We start from the raw sequence: 16,675 nt of genomic DNA on the forward strand, positions 1-16,675 counted from the left end.
TGAAGGCTTACTCAGGACGTAATCACCCTGTATCCAGGAGAAGTCCGCCATTTTAAACACCCTAAAACGCTCGTTCGAAACAATTCGTTTTTGTTTGGGGCAGTGTTATCCGTGTTTGAATGGGTTTTTTCTGGAGAATGGTGTGTTGTTTTTTTAAGGTTTTAACATGAATAACTTTAAGGGATCTAAAGTTGTACTGATGATGTTTGCGCTAATGCACGGATCTGTTTTTTCTGCCTCATTGCCTGCTGTTTGTGACTCCACTATAGAAAATCCTTGCATCGTTCAAGACAGTAAAAGTCAGCATTCGCCTGTGGAATGGATGCGTGATGTCGCTGCAATTGCTGATGCGTATGCTGGTAATGTTTCGGGCATTCACGATTTGTATCTATCAGGAAGTGAAGAGCCCAGTGAAAAAGGATGGCGCAGTATTGCTGAATATATTTTCTCGCACCGACCTAAAAGTGGAAGTCCTGTGGTGGTTTTGGACTTGAGACAGGAAAGCCATGGCTATCTGAACGGAAAAGCGATTACTCTGGTCAGTGATCATAACTGGTTAAATCTTGGCAAGACCAACGATCAAAGCCTGCAGGATCAAGAAAATTGGTTGGCGACACTGCGTTTAAGAAAATCCATTCCTGGAATTTTAACAGTACCTCAATACAGACAAAAAGAATACGTAAACGGTAAATCAATAGCTGTGGGTACTGTTAGAAATGAAGAATATTACGTTACCAAATGGGGTTTTGAATATCATCGTCTGTTCATTACCGATCATCGTGCGCCTCGTGATTCTGAGGTAGATGCCTTTTTGAGTTTGATTCGCAGTAAACCAAAAAAGACATGGTTTCATGTTCATTGCCGAGGTGGTAAGGGGCGAACGTCAACCATTCTGGCCATGTTTGATATGTTGCATAATGCCGATAAGGTCAGTTTTGACGAAATAATTGAACGTCAGGCATCTATTTCGCCCTATTATAACTTGTTAACTATGGAGCGCAGCGACCCAGAGCTTACTCCTTATTATTTGGAGAGAATCGCATTTCTGAAGCGATTTTATGAGTTTTCTCGTCAGTCTTTGTTGGGTTACTCTGGAACCTGGACTGAGTGGACAGCCTTAACCTCGTCGTATTAAATGAGCATTTCTTTCATATGGCGAATGAGGTTATTCACTTCGCCGTATGTCTCGTCAAAATCGAGGCGGTTAGTGTCATTTTTTCAGCATTGCTCGGTTACCTAGGCCTACCGGCTTGCACATTAGTTGTTGCGTCTTATCTTTTCTCATCGATTTTACGCTGCGCCACTTTTTTTTCACCTTATCATCGGTACTTTTCTGATTAAATTCTATGATTTATCTGATCTTTTGGTATGAGCTTTGCTAAACTAAACATAGGAAGTAAAAAAAGGGGGCGTTTATGAAACAACTAATTTTACATCCCACCGACATCAGTCAATGGCATGCTTTAGTGAATGAGGCACAGGCCGCTACTCGTTTAATTTTAAATGAAAATACTGAAAGTTATCTTGTTTTCTTATTGATGCGTTTCTCCCAGGGGCCTAAATTGATTGAGTCTATTGTGGCTTTGGACTTTCTCGAGTCCATGCGTAAACCTCGTCAGTTGCAACTGGAGTTATTACGCGACGTAGGCGATAAAAGTTTATTATTTTGTGGTCTTTTTCCGGGAATTGCTAAAAAACGCCATGTTAGTCTCAGCTATTTTTCTGATATGGGTCAAGCAGCATATTTAACGGCTGGTGAGTTGCACGATCGTGAATCTGCTGATTTGTATTTCCAGTTAAGTGCGCAATTTATGACACTGCAGCAAATTCTGCAGGCAATGAGGGGAGAGTACGTGCAGTTAAGCTTGATAGATAAGGGCATCTTATCCGCCCAAGATTTAACACTGCAGTAGGGGCAATAAAACCAACTCTGCGCTGTTGTATCTCTTTTTTGAGCGAAGTATTTATCTGGTCAGGGTGTTGTTTCATCTAGCGATGAAACAACATGGTAACGTCTATAGAATCGAAAGTGTATTTCTGATTACAGAAATCGCAGCCTATTTCGATAACACCTTGTTCTTTTAATAAGGCCTCAGCATCATCTTTGCCCAAGGTGGTAATGACCTGTTTCATTTTTTCATGAGAACATCGGCATTGAAAGCGAGTGGCACGAGGTTCAAATAATCGCAGTTCCGTTTCGTTATAAAGTCGGTAGAGCAGGGTTTGATTGTCCAGTGTTAATAATTCTTCTTCGCTAACTGTTTCACCCAGTTGTACAGCATATTCCCAAAATTGTTCTTTTTGCAGGCTGTCTTGTCCTGGCATCAGCTGCAGGATCATTCCGGCTGCCATTTCATGATTAACGGCCAACCAGACTCGGGTTGCTATTTGTTCTGAATGAGCAAAATAGCCCATCAAATTTTCACTCATGGATGTTGATTGCAGTGGGACGACACTTTGATAAACCTGTGTTTGATTGTGTTGCGAAATAGTCAATACCATTTGACCTTGCAGGAATGCGGTTGCGTAGTCGATGATTTCCAGATCTTCAGCGTATTTGGCAAAAGCTCTGATATTCAAGTCATGATCGCATTGCACAAGTAATAAAGGCAATCGTCTGTCGCCTTGAAACTGTAAATTTAAACTGCCTTCAAATTTAATACTGCTGGCTAATAGCAGGCAGGAAACAATCGCTTCCCCCAATAAATTTTTAACCATTGGCGGGTAGCTGCGTTGATTCATTAGTGTTTGAAAGGTTTTTTCAATATGGACAATTTCACCACGAATATTCGCGTGTTCGAAAATAAATCGTTGCAGTGTATCTGATTCTTTCATTCAAAAAGCTCGTTTCACAATTTTGCCCAGTATATCACAATATGAGCATAGAACTCACACTTGAGTCTTGCACCATAGAATAGAAATGACTCATGCCCACAGGCGGATGAGGGCGCTTTAAACCAATGGAGAAACACACTTTTGCTGGTGGCAAAGGAAAACTGCGTCATTAATTTTATTGTAACCCCCCATCCCTCGCTGCGCACGGGATGGGGGGTTACATTTTTTTTGATTATTTCCTGGAATTTTAGCCATCTTGTTCTATTCTTGTATCATCCCTTAAATGAACTCAAGGAGTTATTATGAACACGAACAGCATACTCATGCCGTTATACAGAACACTGGATAAAATACTGTTTGGTATTTCCGAGATCAATGAAATCGAAAAAAAGGATGAATTCATTGAATCGGATAATGACGAAGAGTTTGATGTAGTGCGTTCCATGAATTAAAGGTTGATTACGAAAGACAGGGTAGGTGATAATGCCCTCTTTTTGATCGAGATTAATGTATGTTGAATAGCCAACAAATGGCTGCGGTACACTATATTGATGGGCCATTGTTGGTTCTTGCTGGGGCTGGAAGTGGTAAAACACGAGTTATAACCCAAAAAATTGGGTATCTGATTAATACCTGTGGTTACTCTGCTAAATCGGTATGCGCTGTAACATTTACTAACAAAGCGGCTAACGAAATGCGTGCTCGAGTGGCTACGGTTCTTCCAGCTGCAAACAGGCGTGGGTTAAAAGTAGCTACCTTTCATACCCTGGGGTTAAGCATTATCAAACGCCATGCGCAGTTGTGTGACTTAAAAAAAGGATTTTCTATTTTTGACAGTGAAGATTGTTTGCAGGTTTTACGGCATTTTTTGACGGTTAACAAAGCCAACGAACGCGATTACATTTTGCAGATTCAACAACAAATTTCCCGTTGGAAAAATGATTTATTAAGTCCTGAAACTGTATTAAAGCAACATCTGCACAACCCCATTCAAGCAGAAGCGTCTTTAATTTATCCACGTTATCAGCAGGCATTAAAATCGTATAACGCTGTGGATTTTGATGATTTGATTCGATTACCGGTTGGCCTGTTAAGCGATCATCCGGAAGTATTGGAATACTGGCAAAATAAAATTCGCCACTTACTCGTGGATGAGTATCAGGATTCAAATACCAGCCAATATTTACTGGTTAAAAAACTTGTTGGTGTCAGGGCTCATTTTACTGTGGTTGGTGATGACGATCAGTCTATCTATGCCTGGCGTGGCGCCAAGCCTGAAAATCTGGCGCAATTACAACACGATTACCCGCAGCTTAAAATCATTAAACTGGAGCAAAATTATCGTTCTACCAGTCGTATTTTGCATACCGCAAACCACTTGATTGCCCATAATCAACATCTGTTCGAAAAGAAATTGTGGAGCGAGCTGGGGCATGGGGAATTACTTCGGGTGATCAGCTGTCGCGATGAACAGGATGAAGCAGAGCATGTAGTTACCGATTTGATAAGCCATAAAATGCGTTTACGAACGAATTATGGTGATTATGCCATCTTGTATAGAGGCAACCATCAATCACGAATCTTTGAAAAAGTGTTAAGACATTATGGAATTCCATATCACATTAGTGGCGGACAATCCTGGTTTGCCAAGGCAGAGGTAAAAGATGTATTTGCTTACTTAAAACTGTTGTGTAATGAAGCGGATGATGCGGCATTTGTACGAGTGATTAATACGCCCAAGCGAGGTATAGGTGATACGACTCTTGATGCTTTGGGTCGTTATGCTCAATCACGAGGTTTAAGTTTATACGCTGGCGCAGATCATCTGGCATTAAGTGAATTTCTTGCAGAAAAACCAAGGGCTGCGCTACAGACGTTTAAAGGCTGGATGGAGCAGATTAAGGGAAGGCTGTCTTCTGGCTCCATTCTTGAGCATTTGAGACAAATGGTTGAGGACAGTGGTTATGAGGCTCATGTTTATGAGCAATGTGATACGCCAGCAAAAGCACAAAAACGAATGGATAATGTATGGGAGTTGCTGGAATGGGTAGACCGATTATTAACCAAAGATCCGGGACAGACTCTTGCTGATGTCGTAAATAAATTGATCTTAATTGATATTCTGGAGCAATCCGATGAACAAGACAGCGATACGCTGCAATTAATGACTCTCCATGCGTCCAAAGGTTTGGAATTTCCCTATGTTTATCTGGTCGGTATGGAAGAAGAATTATTACCGCATAGAGTCAGCATAGACGATGATCAGATAGAAGAAGAGCGGCGTTTGGCTTACGTGGGGATCACCAGGGCACAAAAGGGTCTTTGTTTTACTCTGGCGAAACAAAGGCGTCGAGCTGGTGAGCTGCAAGACTGCATTCCCAGTCGCTTTCTGGATGAGTTGCCGCAAGATAATCTGGAGTGGTTTGGGAAAAGCGGCGAACGCTGTGAAGAAAAATCGAAACACATCGCCAAATCGCATTTGGCTGGTTTAAAAAACATGCTGACTTGATCTTTGGCGTATTTTTCATCCAACCCGACGCTCATCTTGCTCTTTTGCTCCATCAGAAACACAGCTCCTTAGAATAAAGATGCGCCTATTTTTCTTCACGTTCAAAATTGAAATCCAGGCATCAGATTTTTTCAACTGGTATAATGGCCTCTTTCAGATTACAATCCTGCATGGCGTAGTTCCTTTTGTTGATTATGTTCTTGCCGAACAATCAACAGAATACCCTACCTAATTTATTTTTCCCCACACATCATATTCGAGCATATCTCCAGGTTATCCGACAAGCATGGAAGTAAAACACAGTCTTGTTACCAGGCTACTTCAAATTTCTGGTGTGTATATGCAAGGGCTGAATGCTATTTAGGTGCGGCGGTTGTATCATTTTTATCTTGTGGAACACACAGTACGTAACTCGGAGTAAGATATGAAACCTGAAATACTATATACGCTGGAAAGCCTTCTGCTTAGTAAACGCACCATGCGTTTTTCGCAGTCTTCTGGTTTGGAGAAAAAAGGCGTGGTGATTTCATCGCAGTCTGCCAATTCATTCAGTTATGACGATTTAAAAAAATGTGCGATCAATCAGGAAATTGATGAAGAAATAAACGCACTCATAGATGCGCTAAATCAGGGGGCGGATACCTTTCCTGATTATTTTATACAGCGCTGCAAAATGCGATCAATTCGAAATGCAGACAGTTGTTTCAGTCTATTTGCAGATCCCGAGGGTGAATGCAATCAATTGTACATCAATCTCGTTGAGATTCTGTTTCAGCCCCAAACTTTGGCAGCACTACTTCATTATCTGGAGCCAGGCATTACAACATTAATCACTCCTGTGCGCTATGCTACGGCTACCTCTCTTGATGAGCACCCAACAGGTGAGCACATTCAGTTGATGAAGCACTCGGTTCAAACCCTCACCCAAGCCCCTACCACAACTGAGTTAATGTATTTCGCTGTGGCAGGGCCTTATCTGTTTGATGTTCGGTGCCTCAGCGAGTTTTCATTCTCATTACATCAACGTCTGCACCACGAGCTAACATTGGATTATCCCGATCTGGCTATTAAAATCTACCAACAACATAATAGTGATCTGAGTAAACTGGAAGAGCATATCCTAAGGGTAAATGGTAAAGGGGATACGCCGTTAATGGTTATAAAAAAATGCAACCTCGAATACGTCAAACAGGACCTTTTCAAAAATATAAATTTATCTCCCGACACACAAAAAAAACCTGTTTATACTGATTTGCTATTTTACCTGGACACCGTTATCGAGGATGAACAGAAAAATAAGCTATTGGCTTTAACATACTACGGATCTCGTTATACATTGTCTTCGATTATTGTTGATTATTTGGAAGGTAAAAAATGGACTAGTCTTGGCTGTGCCTTATTGGAAGACGTGATAGCAACGCCGGCTAATCAGGATCTTTTAACTCAGTTACCATCGTGCTCCCAACGATACTTGCGCATGCTCAATTCACAGTATGACCAGCATACCCCGCTGTCTTCGTGCAGAGAGAAGACTAGTTTACCCTTGCCTGTTTATTTTTTTAGTATTAGGGCTTTATCTCGTTTAAATATTTTAAAAGCACGTGATTTGTTAACTCTATTACTGTCGAGTCCCTTAAGTTCTTATTCCACATTGTTGCAGTATGCACACATTAATTTAACAATCTTTTCTCATGAAGTAGCGCTTGCAGAGATGATACGTCACGAGATATTTAATCCAGAAAGGCTGCATGCTTTTAATACGGCTGTAGTGGCTAATAGTGAACGATTGGGCGGTATACATACTTTATTGGCGTTTGCAGCCTACTGTAATCCTGATTTAATTGAAATGCTTCTCGACACCTTACCAACAGAAGACAGGTTTTCGGCTTTGCTGGTTGCAGAAGAAAGATTTGGTTTTAACACTTATCACATTGCAGCACGGTATGCACCATCGATGCGACGTATATTACAACTGACATTGCCGCAAAACAGGCTGCAAGCTTTATTCACAGCCTCAGATAGTCATTGGTTCGTGTTGCATAGAGCTGCATGGGAAGCAGACGTATCTTTAAGCTCCATTTTTGAATTATTGTCACCTTATGAGTGCCATACAGCCATCACCAAGGAAGACAGTAACGGGCATGATTTGTTATGTCATGTCGCATATAATTATGAAAATCTGCGTTTGGTTTTGCACAAACATCCTGAATCTGACCCCGTTGTTGTGTTAAGACGAAAATATGCTGATGGAACAACCATCTTTCATTTTGCTGCGGGAAGGTGTCTTGAATCATTAAAGTTTCTTTTGGGACATTTCTCTAAAAAAACAGGGTTGGAAATTTTATATGAACAAGATAATTCAGGTAGAACGGCATTGAGCTATGCTCTGGGCAATTTATTGGATGCTGCAGTTCTATACATTTTGCAGTTGACTCCCCAGGAGCAACGACTTAATGCCATGTTAACTACCAGTTGTTCCTATAATAAAAGTAACTTGATTCTCCATATGGCTAGGAGTAGGTATTTTTGTGACCTTCTTGCCTTACTGTCAAAACCGGATGGTGTTATTGCCGTGATGCAAGTAGCTCAAGATGGTGATAATTTGTTTGGTCGGGCATGTGCAAATGCCAAGGCCTTGGCCGTTATCTGGGACTTGTACCCAGAAGAAAAAAAATTAACAGATCTTTTAAAAAAATTAAGATCATTTTCTATCATCAAACGGGAATTCGCTCTTGATATTATTTTTCATCGGTTAATTCCCCATCCTAAATCTTTAGCTTTTATTTTAAGAGCGATTCAGGATCCTGCTTCTTGTCAAAAACTGTTAGAAATAAAAAATGCATTTGGTCAAACCGCATTTCATATTGCCACTTCAAATCCCAGGTCATTAAAAATCATATTGAATTCATGCCCTCCAGAATTAATCCATAACCATTTAAAGGAAAAGGATGATTTTGGTTGTGACGTGTTTTATTACGCCAATAAATATCCCAAATCAGAGCGTATTATTTTTGACTTTTTACCTGATGTACCTCAAGGTCGTAAGCCGTTAGAAATTGGATTTTTTAGCCAGGCGGAATGTTCAAGTGAGCCTGCTTCAAGTACCTCGTCATCCAGTCAAATAATAGTACAAGGCTCATCTGATCATCAACGTGTACAAACCAGGTTTTTTAAAGAGATACCTTCTGATGCAAAGATAACAACAATTTCAACGGCACGCCATGACAATGAGTCTATTGGACGATCTCCGACTCATCAGCGCAGCAATTCGTTATAACTCGACTTTAGCCATTTTTAATGTTTTTACCCCCGAGCTCCGTTCGCCCCGAGGAGGCGCAACCACTGATCTTAATCATTAAACACTGAAGCTCAGTGCGCCGTCTCGAGGGGTTATTCCTGAATTAGGCCGCCGAAGACAGCTGATAGATCAAAGCGAGAGTTTTTTCATCAATGCATTTATCTAAATCAGGTTTAAGGTCAGACTTCGAAAAATACTTTTCTGACCCAATGGAACGCCGAGCGATTAATAAGATATCCGAAAAAGTTAGTTCACCTTTTTTATCGTACCAAGAGGCTATTTCTACACTGACAAGTTTGATTAACAATCCAAGCAAAATTTTAGCCAATGCTAAACCATTCCACTCTGCTCGGTTTAGTACGCAATGATACTTAGAGAAATTACGTATCGATGCAAGACCCATAATGCGCAGCACACTGCTGACACGCCTTACACCGCTACAAAGTGTTGCTCCAATTAAAAGAGTTTGAATGTTTTTTAGAGTTGGTCGTGAAAATTCAGATGCAAATGCAGCTACTGTTGTTATAATCTCTGTCGTCATGCTGGTATATCCTTGTACCTTAGATTTTTGCGAACCTAAAGATACGCTGTTTCCCAGCATTGGCAACTGCTTTGTAATGGAATCAAAGGAACAAGTCCACATGTTTTGGGTATACATTCTTCGATGTAATGATAACAGCTATTATACTGGCCATACTGATAACCTAGAGATACGTCTGCAACAGCACCATAATAGAATTTTTCCGAGTTGTTATACTGCGACAAGATTACCTTTTGAGCTTTTGTACTCAGCCCCATTTCCCAGCAGAATAGAAGCATTGCGTGCCGAAAAACAAATCCAGGGATGGAGTCGCAAAAAGAAAGAGGCTTTGATTAAAGGTGATTGGAATGAATTATCTCTTCATGCTAAACGAAAGAAAAAAATGGCTTTGAGTTGAAAAAAAACGCTTTACCCAGCCCCTCGAGACGGCGCACTGAACTTCAGCGTTTAATGATTAAGATCAGTGGTTGCGCCTCCTCGGGGCGAACGGAGCTCGGGGATAAAAACATTAAAAATGGCTAAAGTCGAGTATAAATTGTTTGGCGCTATTGTCTGAGAAACAGGCAATAGCTATCGTGGAGTTGATAAACTCTAATCAGATTGCCAGCACATAAACCAGCGTTTCTGAATGAATCTAACGTAGGGGCAAAAAAATGATTATATTTTTATCTCTGGCATAACTTTTTCCAGTGTTTCTTCTATTTTTTCGGCTTGGATACTTATTTGTGTTTTATCAAAAAAGCCAGTAGCTTTCCCGACGGTAATTTTAGAGTAAATTAATTTACCAATTACCGCTAATGCACCAATCACAGTAAGGCATATCGCAATATTCGCTAATACCATTGATTCATACTCATCCCTATAATATTCCGAAAAAACGGATTCTGAGTCTTTTGATCGAAGTTGTAAGTTAAACGATTCTTTAAATTGATTATACGATGATTCTGAAAAATCACCTTTTTTAAGATAATTTGTAAGCGTATTATTGAGGTTCTTTATTACCGCCTTTGCCCAATCCTGCCTACTTTCGAATATTTCATTGTCTTCAATTGTCACTATTCCCGCTTGTGAAGGATATAATGCGCTAATTGATTGTCTTAAAGCACGAATTTCTGGCAAACTTTCAAGCTTCTCCAGGTATATTTTCTTTCGAGTTAAATGGCCTCTTACAACCTTTTGAATGGTAATAACTGATTGCAATTCTTTTAATTTAGCCGACAATTTTGGCAACGAGTGCGCTACCTTTAATTCAAGCTCTTGTCCGGTGTAACCTTTATCTTGCCACGCATTACGCAATGGCGTGATATCATAGTCTTTATTTTTGAGGATTGCCTGTAAGTGATTTTCTTCCATTATTTTGTAAGCTTGATTGATAACCTCTTCTTGCTCTAATTTTTTTACCCTGAGTAATTTAACAAAATCGTGGCATGATTTAGCTATTTTATAGTCAAGATGGTTTTGGGTGTATCCTTTCTCTTGCCAGATTTGCTTAAAATGTTTTTTTAGAAAATTTACCTGTTTTTCTTCATCCTTAGCTGGGAAATTGACTAAACGGCCATTTTCGTAATCATCGTAAACCGTTAAGAGCACCGTTTTAGTTTCTTCTGTATCAGCAAGCAGTTCTTTGGGTAATTCTTTTAGTTGCTCTGGGTGTAATGAAATGAACAAATGAGAGTCATAATGTGTGAGCTTATGTCTTCTTTCGGCTAATGTAATAGTTCCATACCTTAATTTGTAAGTGGTAAAAGATGAAAAACTCGTATTTACAACAACAGCCAAGACCGTATCCTTGCAGTTAATTGTTATACCGCATTCTTCATAGACTATTTTTTCACTAGGATAACCACGCTCAATAAGCTGTTTTACGAATGCCTCAACCTGTTCTTTTTTATCTGTGTAACGATAGTTAGAGTGTGATTCAGTATATTCTTTATAAGGGAAGAAAAATGTATTCATTGTGGGATTCAATTAACTGATTTGAAAAAATTATATCACTATGATCGCAAATGGGCCAATATGTTGGGGTGTTTGCTGACTTCTTGTCTTCAGCAGAGGCACTCTTAATCGAGCACGCCACACAATTGGTTCACAGAACCCAGGTAATCAATTTTTTCTACAGAGTATTAGGGTCTTTTGACAATTCACCGCTGCCTACGTGCCGTGGCTTGTCCACGGCATCCAGCAGCTCTCAATCATTGGCAAATTTCTTCATATAGATCGCACCGTTCGGAATTAATTTTTTCAATGAGATTTAATTTCCACTGTCTTGGCCAATTTTTGAAACGTTTCTCACGGCGAGCTGCTTCAATATACAACTCATCTATTTCATAATAAACCAGCATGTGTAGGTTATATTTGGCCATGAAGCCGGGTATGAATTTATTTTTGTGCTCCCAAGTACGCTTATTAAGGTCTGTCGTAGCTCCCACATAAAGAGTGCCGTTAGTCAGAACCGTTATATTATGAGTTTGCTCCTCTTAATCAATCTTTTAGAAAGTTCATATTTTAATTTGACCATCTACTGGATGCCGTGGACAAGCCACGGCACGTTGGTGTTGGTGAATTGTCAACAGATCCTAATTCTTTGTGGCAGTTCCTCAATAAACTCCTGGGTCTGTGTTTTTGCATGGTGTTGAGCAAACAGTCTGTGTTGGTTATAAACAGGTTGATTTTGGGCTGCATTTAACAATTGTTCCAAGGATTCGCCATTTTGGGGGTGGCGGATGTTGTGTTGTAATTGTTCCAGTTTTTTCATTTTTTCCTGTGCTTTGTCTTTGTCTACCCAAACATTCTGGAGATGCTTTGTTTTAAATTGCTCAATACGTGCCACAGCATGCTCTTCTTGCCAGTTTTTTGAGGGACGTGTTTCTTGGGGGGGGAGTTCAATCGAGTGTTCTTTACCAATGCCACGTTGTTTGTTCCAAGCTTGAGTGAAGGATAAAACCATTGGTTTTCTGCTTTTTTGATTTTCTACCAGGCTGTCGGCAGGTTCATTTTGTTGGGATTCATTAAGCTGGCTTGCTTTACAGTCCCATAGGGCTGCCAGGGCGTAAAGAGGTAATGCCAGCGTTTTAATCACTCGTGTTGGAATGTCCGTATTGTGATCGTGTCCATCTTCTCCATGCAGACGATCGTGCAGAAGTTCATCCAGTTCTGGTTCGTTTTTGCTGGTCTCGTGGGGGAGAAAATAGTGCGCATCTTCAAACCCTTCGCAAATTATGGCGATGAGCATGGAGATTATTTGCGGAACTCCTGGCATACGATCTGATGTCAAGGCAATACTGAGCAGATGTCCGAGAAAAAACAGTACAAGTATTGGTGTGACGGTTAATTTAAGAATAATACGAAACGGGTTAATTATTTGCAGCCAATGTTCCTTTTGGCGTAGCTTGTCAAATCCATTGACCAAATAATCGTACACCGTTTTAAACGGATTGGTTTTGCTTTGTGAGGCTTTTTCTACCATTTCCAATGATTCTGAAGAATTCTGGATATTAAAAAATACAGCGGATAAGCCTGTGACTACCGGATTAATAACCCCCATGATAAAAGTGGGCATTTTCTTCATCCAGTCGAACAGGGGGCGGGCATTCGTTGCGATAGTCCACCAGGTTCCTGCGGTACATATTGTGAGTGCCAGAGCTAAACTGACAAGGAATAGAGCGGTAGATGCAATGAATACGTTACGCAGGCTCAAACCCTTGCTTAAATCCTCACGTATTTTGTTATACCATTTCACAACGGTATTGTTATTAATCAAGTCGGTGATGGCATTAAACGTCAGCATGGCGTAGGCGGCGCCTGCGATAACGGCCATAGGCACTATGATCATCGGCCACAGAGCAAAAGGAATGGCTGCGAAGAACGGAATAACAGCAAATGCTTCAACAATGAGGTAGGTGCTGCCTAAACCCATGAATATGCCGGCCAGGACACTAAACCCTTTGACCAAAGTATAGCGCAGCGAGCGTTGCTCCAATTTTTTTTGATAATCGCTTTGGTGGTGTTCAGCGAGCCAAATTTTGAGTTCCGCAGCATACGGCGATTCGTGATCATCCGGGTTCTTTTCATGTGCGAAAAGCTGCTGCGCAAACCAATGCTCCATATCTTTGAGCGTTTTTTCAACCTGCCTTTTATTTTCTTTACTTTTTGCATCCAGTTTTTTGGTGCCAAAAGCACGAAGTAGCTTCAGTTGTGCTAAGTAGTCTTTGAAGAATTGAGGCGCTTTTTCATCTGTGCTGTATTCCTTTAGGTGAGTAAGTAAGTACTCTTTGGCGAGTAAGTTCTCAAGATAATTTTTTTTGAACCACTTATTGAATGCGCCTTTAATATTTTGCAGGTATATTTCACCTTCATAGAGCACTGAAAGACCGAATGCAGCTCCTGCCAGATATAAAACAGGAAACAAGGCGTACATTCCGCTAAAACTTAAAAAACCTAAAATGATGCTGGCACCAAAGGTGAGAAGTAACAACGCCAGATTAAGAGGGATTTTTTTGAGATCAATAAGAGATTTTTTTAATTTCATTGCAATATCTTTGTTCATTACTATTCAAGGTTGAACTTTATACTAAATGAAAATGATTATCAATAGCGTTTGGGCGAAAAAACAGGAGAGCGCCTTGACGAGCCCTTCTTTTTATAAAAGTTTGCTTGCATCATTTCGTTCATCATGTACTATCGACACTGCAACAGGATTTAGAAAAAACGCCAATCTCTATAGTTGCACGAAATTGATAATTGGGTCATTCAGGTTCTTTTAAGCTGTCCTTGCGTCAATTTCTTTGCTTCGACATTGACGTGTTCTAAGTCTTGCGAACTATAAATCAGGAGAGCATATGCGTTTAAACCAATGGATGACCTGTATTACTACAGGCTTAGTATTTGCCGCTAATTCACTTTGTGCTGCTGGCATTCCAGCACACGAGCAACTTCAGGTACCCCAATGCCTGGCTGTTAAAATTGCCCTGCCCCATGAAGTATTAGCCGAAAACAAACAATTCAAAATTATTGACTTACAATCCAGTGATGTTGAAAAGCTGGTTTTGTTGGCTGATGAAGCTAAATGCGGTCATTTTGTCAATGTCAGTCATAAACTCCAGGGAACACCGTGGGCCGTTAAAAAACAAGTGGCACAGAAGCTGTTGCAAAAAAATACTTTAAAGCCGTTTACTGCCAAAAAACCTAATCAAGATGCCTATAAGATAAGACATCAGGCAGAAGTGAATGCTGCGTTGCAGGAGGTTGTTTCTGATAACATTTGGCAAACGTTGACTCATTTAACCTCTTATCATAACCGTTCCGCTACCAAAGATACTGGTGTAGAAGCAGCAAAATGGTTAAAAGCTACTTTTGAAGCAATGGCCGTGGAATACGGACGTAATGACACCGAAACGTACTTTGTGAAAACAGGCTGGTACAAGCAACCGTCATTGGTAACCGTTATAGGTAAAGACATAAAAGCACCTGGTATTGTTATTGGTGCGCATATGGACACTCTTGACGGCCGTATGCCCGGTGCTGGTGATGATGGCAGTGGCTCATCAAGTGTAATGGAAGCTGCCCGTGTTTTATTGGCTTCAAAAGCACAATTTAAACGACCTGTATACATTATCTGGTATGCCGCTGAAGAACGAGGTTTAGTTGGTTCTCAACATGTAGTAGAGCATTTCCTCGATCATTCCATTCCAGTGAAGGCCGTCGTTCAGTTTGATATGACGGGCTATAGAGTCAAGGCTGACGATCCGACCATGTGGGTCTTTACCGATTACACCGATAAGAGTTTAAGTAATTATATTGCGCAATTAATCGATACTTACATCAAAGTGCCTGTCGATTATTCGTACTGTGGTTATGGTTGCAGTGATCACGCTTCCTGGACTGAAGTAGGAGTACCTTCCGCATTCCCCTGTGAATCAAATTTTGAAGAACATAACCCGTACATTCACAGTTCTTCAGATACCATGTCTTTATTAAGCCTGGAGCACATGACTAATTTTTCTAAATTAGCCCTGGCCTTCGTTATTGAATTGGCATCAGAGTAATTAATTTTCTGTTTTGTGGTGCTACGCTATTCCTTTTAAACAGGAATAGCGTAGTTGATAATGTTATGTGTTTGCCCGCATTGACCTGTTTTACCAGGTGTTTGGTGCGTCTTCTTAAATAATCCAGTTCACCTTCTGCTTCATTGATCTCTTTGGTGTGCCATCGGTTGATACCCTGGCGAGGGGAACTATGTGTTAATTTAATATTTGGAGAGTGACCAACACCGGTATAAAAAGATATTTTTTTGAGTTTGTTGTAGTAAATTTAATCATAACCCGTTAAAATCCCCCATCATTATCTTATTGACTACACAGCTAGGTATTTAAACTAAACTTTAATTTTGTGTTGGCATCTGTAATTGCTTGAAAGGATGCAAGATTAGATTACTGATTACAGCGCTGTATGAGTTAAAAAATTAAATGGGGAGAGACATGCGTCGATTTATCGTGATGATTACCGTAGGTTTAGCATTGGCCAGTTATTCACTTTTTGCAGATGATCAGTCGTTCCAGGACGGTTCGCTAGCTGGTTCGTCTCAAGCTTTTGTGAAAGAAAAACACAGTGAGTATGAAATCAAGCACACTAAAGCAGTTGATGCCGTTTTAAAAGCTGTGGTACCTGATAACATTTGGCAGACATTAAGCCATTTAACATCTTATCCCAACAGATCTGCAACCAAACAATCCGGACTGGACGCTGTTAATTGGTTAAAACTGACTTTTGATGCAATGACTATTGAATACGGACGAAACGATACAGAATCCTTTTTCATTAAAACGGGTTGGTACAAACAACCTTCTTTGGTTACTGTCATTGGCAAGGATCTTCAGGCTCCTGCCATTGTTATTGGCGCTCATATGGATACACCTGATGGCACCATGCCTGGTGCTGATGAAGGGAGCGGGGCTGCAACCATTATGGAAGCTGCTCGTGTTTTATTGGCATCTGATTTAACATTTAAGCGCCCAATTTATATTATTTGGTACGCAGCTGGAACACGAAACTTCGCTGGTTCTCATTACGTGTCACAATATTTTCAGGAAAAATCCATTCCGGTTAAAGCCGTGATTCAGTTTGATATGACGGGTTATCGCGCCCATCCTGATGATCCAACGATGTGGATCTATACTGATTATACTGATAAGCCTTTATCACATTTCATGGCGCAATTAATAACCTTTTATCTTCGAGTTCCGGTAGGGTATTCGCAATGTGGTTATGAATGCAGTGATCATGTTACCTGGAATGAAGACGAAATAGCCACTGCTTTTCCTTCTGAATCTGATTTTGCCAAACGCAATCCTTACTTTCACAGTTCGTCAGATACCATGGATTTTCTCAACCTGGATCACATGACTCAATTTGCGAAATTGGCTGTAGCTTTGGCAATAGAATTGGCGTTATGATTTATTCAAGCTTGTGAGACGTGTATAGGGTAACTGTACCC

Annotated in this window: 14 protein-coding genes; 9 read left to right on the plus strand and 5 right to left on the minus strand. The window is 40.5% G+C overall.

Annotated elements, in window-relative coordinates; genetic code table 11:
* Positions 1 to 166: 166 nt before the first annotated feature.
* Both Lwor_RS06935 and Lwor_RS06940 read left to right on the plus strand, forming a co-directional pair.
* Entirely contained in the window at positions 167 to 1,135 is a 969-nt protein-coding gene (locus tag Lwor_RS06935; protein WP_058493167.1) for a phosphatase domain-containing protein, read from the plus strand.
* A gap of 280 nt (positions 1,136 to 1,415) precedes the next feature.
* The gene (locus Lwor_RS06940; protein WP_058493168.1) at positions 1,416 to 1,913 is read left to right on the plus strand and encodes a hypothetical protein; all 498 of its coding nucleotides are present in this window, start codon (positions 1,416 to 1,418) and stop codon (positions 1,911 to 1,913) included.
* Between the two features lie 76 nt (positions 1,914 to 1,989).
* Here Lwor_RS06940 and hslO read toward each other — a convergent pair whose 3' ends face one another.
* Entirely contained in the window at positions 1,990 to 2,835 is an 846-nt protein-coding gene (hslO, locus tag Lwor_RS06945) for an Hsp33 family molecular chaperone HslO (protein WP_058493169.1), read from the minus strand.
* Between the two features lie 302 nt (positions 2,836 to 3,137).
* Between hslO and Lwor_RS13910 the strand changes: the two genes are divergently transcribed.
* From Lwor_RS13910 to Lwor_RS06955, 4 genes are all read left to right on the plus strand, one after another.
* Positions 3,138 to 3,287: a hypothetical protein gene (locus Lwor_RS13910; protein WP_169792189.1), complete on the plus strand. Its 150-nt coding sequence runs from the start codon at positions 3,138 to 3,140 to the stop codon at positions 3,285 to 3,287.
* Between the two features lie 59 nt (positions 3,288 to 3,346).
* Positions 3,347 to 5,344 carry a UvrD-helicase domain-containing protein gene (locus tag Lwor_RS06950; protein ID WP_058493170.1) on the plus strand — a complete coding sequence of 666 codons (1,998 nt, stop codon included), beginning with the start codon at positions 3,347 to 3,349 and terminating at the stop codon, positions 5,342 to 5,344.
* A 79-nt stretch (positions 5,345 to 5,423) separates the two neighbouring features.
* Positions 5,424 to 5,576: a hypothetical protein gene (locus Lwor_RS14105; protein WP_157063134.1), complete on the plus strand. Its 153-nt coding sequence runs from the start codon at positions 5,424 to 5,426 to the stop codon at positions 5,574 to 5,576.
* 192 nt (positions 5,577 to 5,768) lie between these two features.
* Positions 5,769 to 8,621, plus strand: a complete 2,853-nt coding sequence (locus Lwor_RS06955; protein ID WP_058493171.1) for a hypothetical protein — start codon at positions 5,769 to 5,771, stop codon at positions 8,619 to 8,621.
* Positions 8,622 to 8,745: 124 nt separating this feature from the next.
* Here Lwor_RS06955 and Lwor_RS06960 read toward each other — a convergent pair whose 3' ends face one another.
* Entirely contained in the window at positions 8,746 to 9,183 is a 438-nt protein-coding gene (locus Lwor_RS06960; protein ID WP_147279863.1) for a hypothetical protein, read from the minus strand.
* Between the two features lie 100 nt (positions 9,184 to 9,283).
* Here Lwor_RS06960 and Lwor_RS06965 point away from each other — a divergent pair, with 100 nt between their 5' ends.
* A complete protein-coding gene (locus tag Lwor_RS06965) occupies positions 9,284 to 9,580 on the plus strand; it encodes a GIY-YIG nuclease family protein (RefSeq protein ID WP_058493375.1) in 297 nt (98 codons plus the stop codon).
* 260 nt (positions 9,581 to 9,840) lie between these two features.
* On the opposite strand, the gene Lwor_RS06970 is transcribed toward Lwor_RS06965, so the two are convergent.
* From Lwor_RS06970 to Lwor_RS06980, 3 genes are all read right to left on the minus strand, one after another.
* Entirely contained in the window at positions 9,841 to 11,139 is a 1,299-nt protein-coding gene (locus Lwor_RS06970) for a hypothetical protein (protein WP_058493173.1), read from the minus strand.
* Between the two features lie 236 nt (positions 11,140 to 11,375).
* A complete protein-coding gene (locus Lwor_RS06975; protein WP_058493174.1) occupies positions 11,376 to 11,642 on the minus strand; it encodes a GIY-YIG nuclease family protein in 267 nt (88 codons plus the stop codon).
* Between the two features lie 107 nt (positions 11,643 to 11,749).
* Positions 11,750 to 13,711: a permease gene (locus Lwor_RS06980; protein ID WP_058493376.1), complete on the minus strand. Its 1,962-nt coding sequence runs from the start codon at positions 13,709 to 13,711 to the stop codon at positions 11,750 to 11,752.
* Between the two features lie 310 nt (positions 13,712 to 14,021).
* Here Lwor_RS06980 and lapA point away from each other — a divergent pair, with 310 nt between their 5' ends.
* Both lapA and Lwor_RS06990 read left to right on the plus strand, forming a co-directional pair.
* A complete protein-coding gene (gene lapA, locus Lwor_RS06985; protein ID WP_058493175.1) occupies positions 14,022 to 15,227 on the plus strand; it encodes an aminopeptidase LapA in 1,206 nt (401 codons plus the stop codon).
* 432 nt (positions 15,228 to 15,659) lie between these two features.
* The gene (locus Lwor_RS06990; RefSeq protein ID WP_058493176.1) at positions 15,660 to 16,634 is read left to right on the plus strand and encodes a M28 family peptidase; all 975 of its coding nucleotides are present in this window, start codon (positions 15,660 to 15,662) and stop codon (positions 16,632 to 16,634) included.
* Positions 16,635 to 16,675: the final 41 nt, after the last annotated feature.

The sequence above is a fragment of the Legionella worsleiensis genome, from assembly GCF_001467535.1.
Taxonomy (GTDB): Bacteria; Pseudomonadota; Gammaproteobacteria; order Legionellales; family Legionellaceae; genus Legionella; species Legionella worsleiensis.

What these genes read in the sequence shown, in the direction of transcription:
- Lwor_RS06935 (WP_058493167.1), top strand. Translation starts at nt 167, where the DNA reads ATGAATAACTTTAAGGGATCTAAAGTTGTACTGATGATGTTTGCGCTA.
- Lwor_RS06940 (WP_058493168.1), top strand. Translation starts at nt 1,416, where the DNA reads ATGAAACAACTAATTTTACATCCCACCGACATCAGTCAATGGCATGCT.
- hslO (WP_058493169.1), bottom strand. Translation starts at nt 2,835, where the DNA reads ATGAAAGAATCAGATACACTGCAACGATTTATTTTCGAACACGCGAAT.
- Lwor_RS13910 (WP_169792189.1), top strand. Translation starts at nt 3,138, where the DNA reads ATGAACACGAACAGCATACTCATGCCGTTATACAGAACACTGGATAAA.
- Lwor_RS06950 (WP_058493170.1), top strand. Translation starts at nt 3,347, where the DNA reads ATGTTGAATAGCCAACAAATGGCTGCGGTACACTATATTGATGGGCCA.
- Lwor_RS14105 (WP_157063134.1), top strand. Translation starts at nt 5,424, where the DNA reads ATGCGCCTATTTTTCTTCACGTTCAAAATTGAAATCCAGGCATCAGAT.
- Lwor_RS06955 (WP_058493171.1), top strand. Translation starts at nt 5,769, where the DNA reads ATGAAACCTGAAATACTATATACGCTGGAAAGCCTTCTGCTTAGTAAA.
- Lwor_RS06960 (WP_147279863.1), bottom strand. Translation starts at nt 9,183, where the DNA reads ATGACGACAGAGATTATAACAACAGTAGCTGCATTTGCATCTGAATTT.
- Lwor_RS06965 (WP_058493375.1), top strand. Translation starts at nt 9,284, where the DNA reads ATGTTTTGGGTATACATTCTTCGATGTAATGATAACAGCTATTATACT.
- Lwor_RS06970 (WP_058493173.1), bottom strand. Translation starts at nt 11,139, where the DNA reads ATGAATACATTTTTCTTCCCTTATAAAGAATATACTGAATCACACTCT.
- Lwor_RS06980 (WP_058493376.1), bottom strand. Translation starts at nt 13,711, where the DNA reads ATGAAATTAAAAAAATCTCTTATTGATCTCAAAAAAATCCCTCTTAAT.
- lapA (WP_058493175.1), top strand. Translation starts at nt 14,022, where the DNA reads ATGCGTTTAAACCAATGGATGACCTGTATTACTACAGGCTTAGTATTT.
- Lwor_RS06990 (WP_058493176.1), top strand. Translation starts at nt 15,660, where the DNA reads ATGCGTCGATTTATCGTGATGATTACCGTAGGTTTAGCATTGGCCAGT.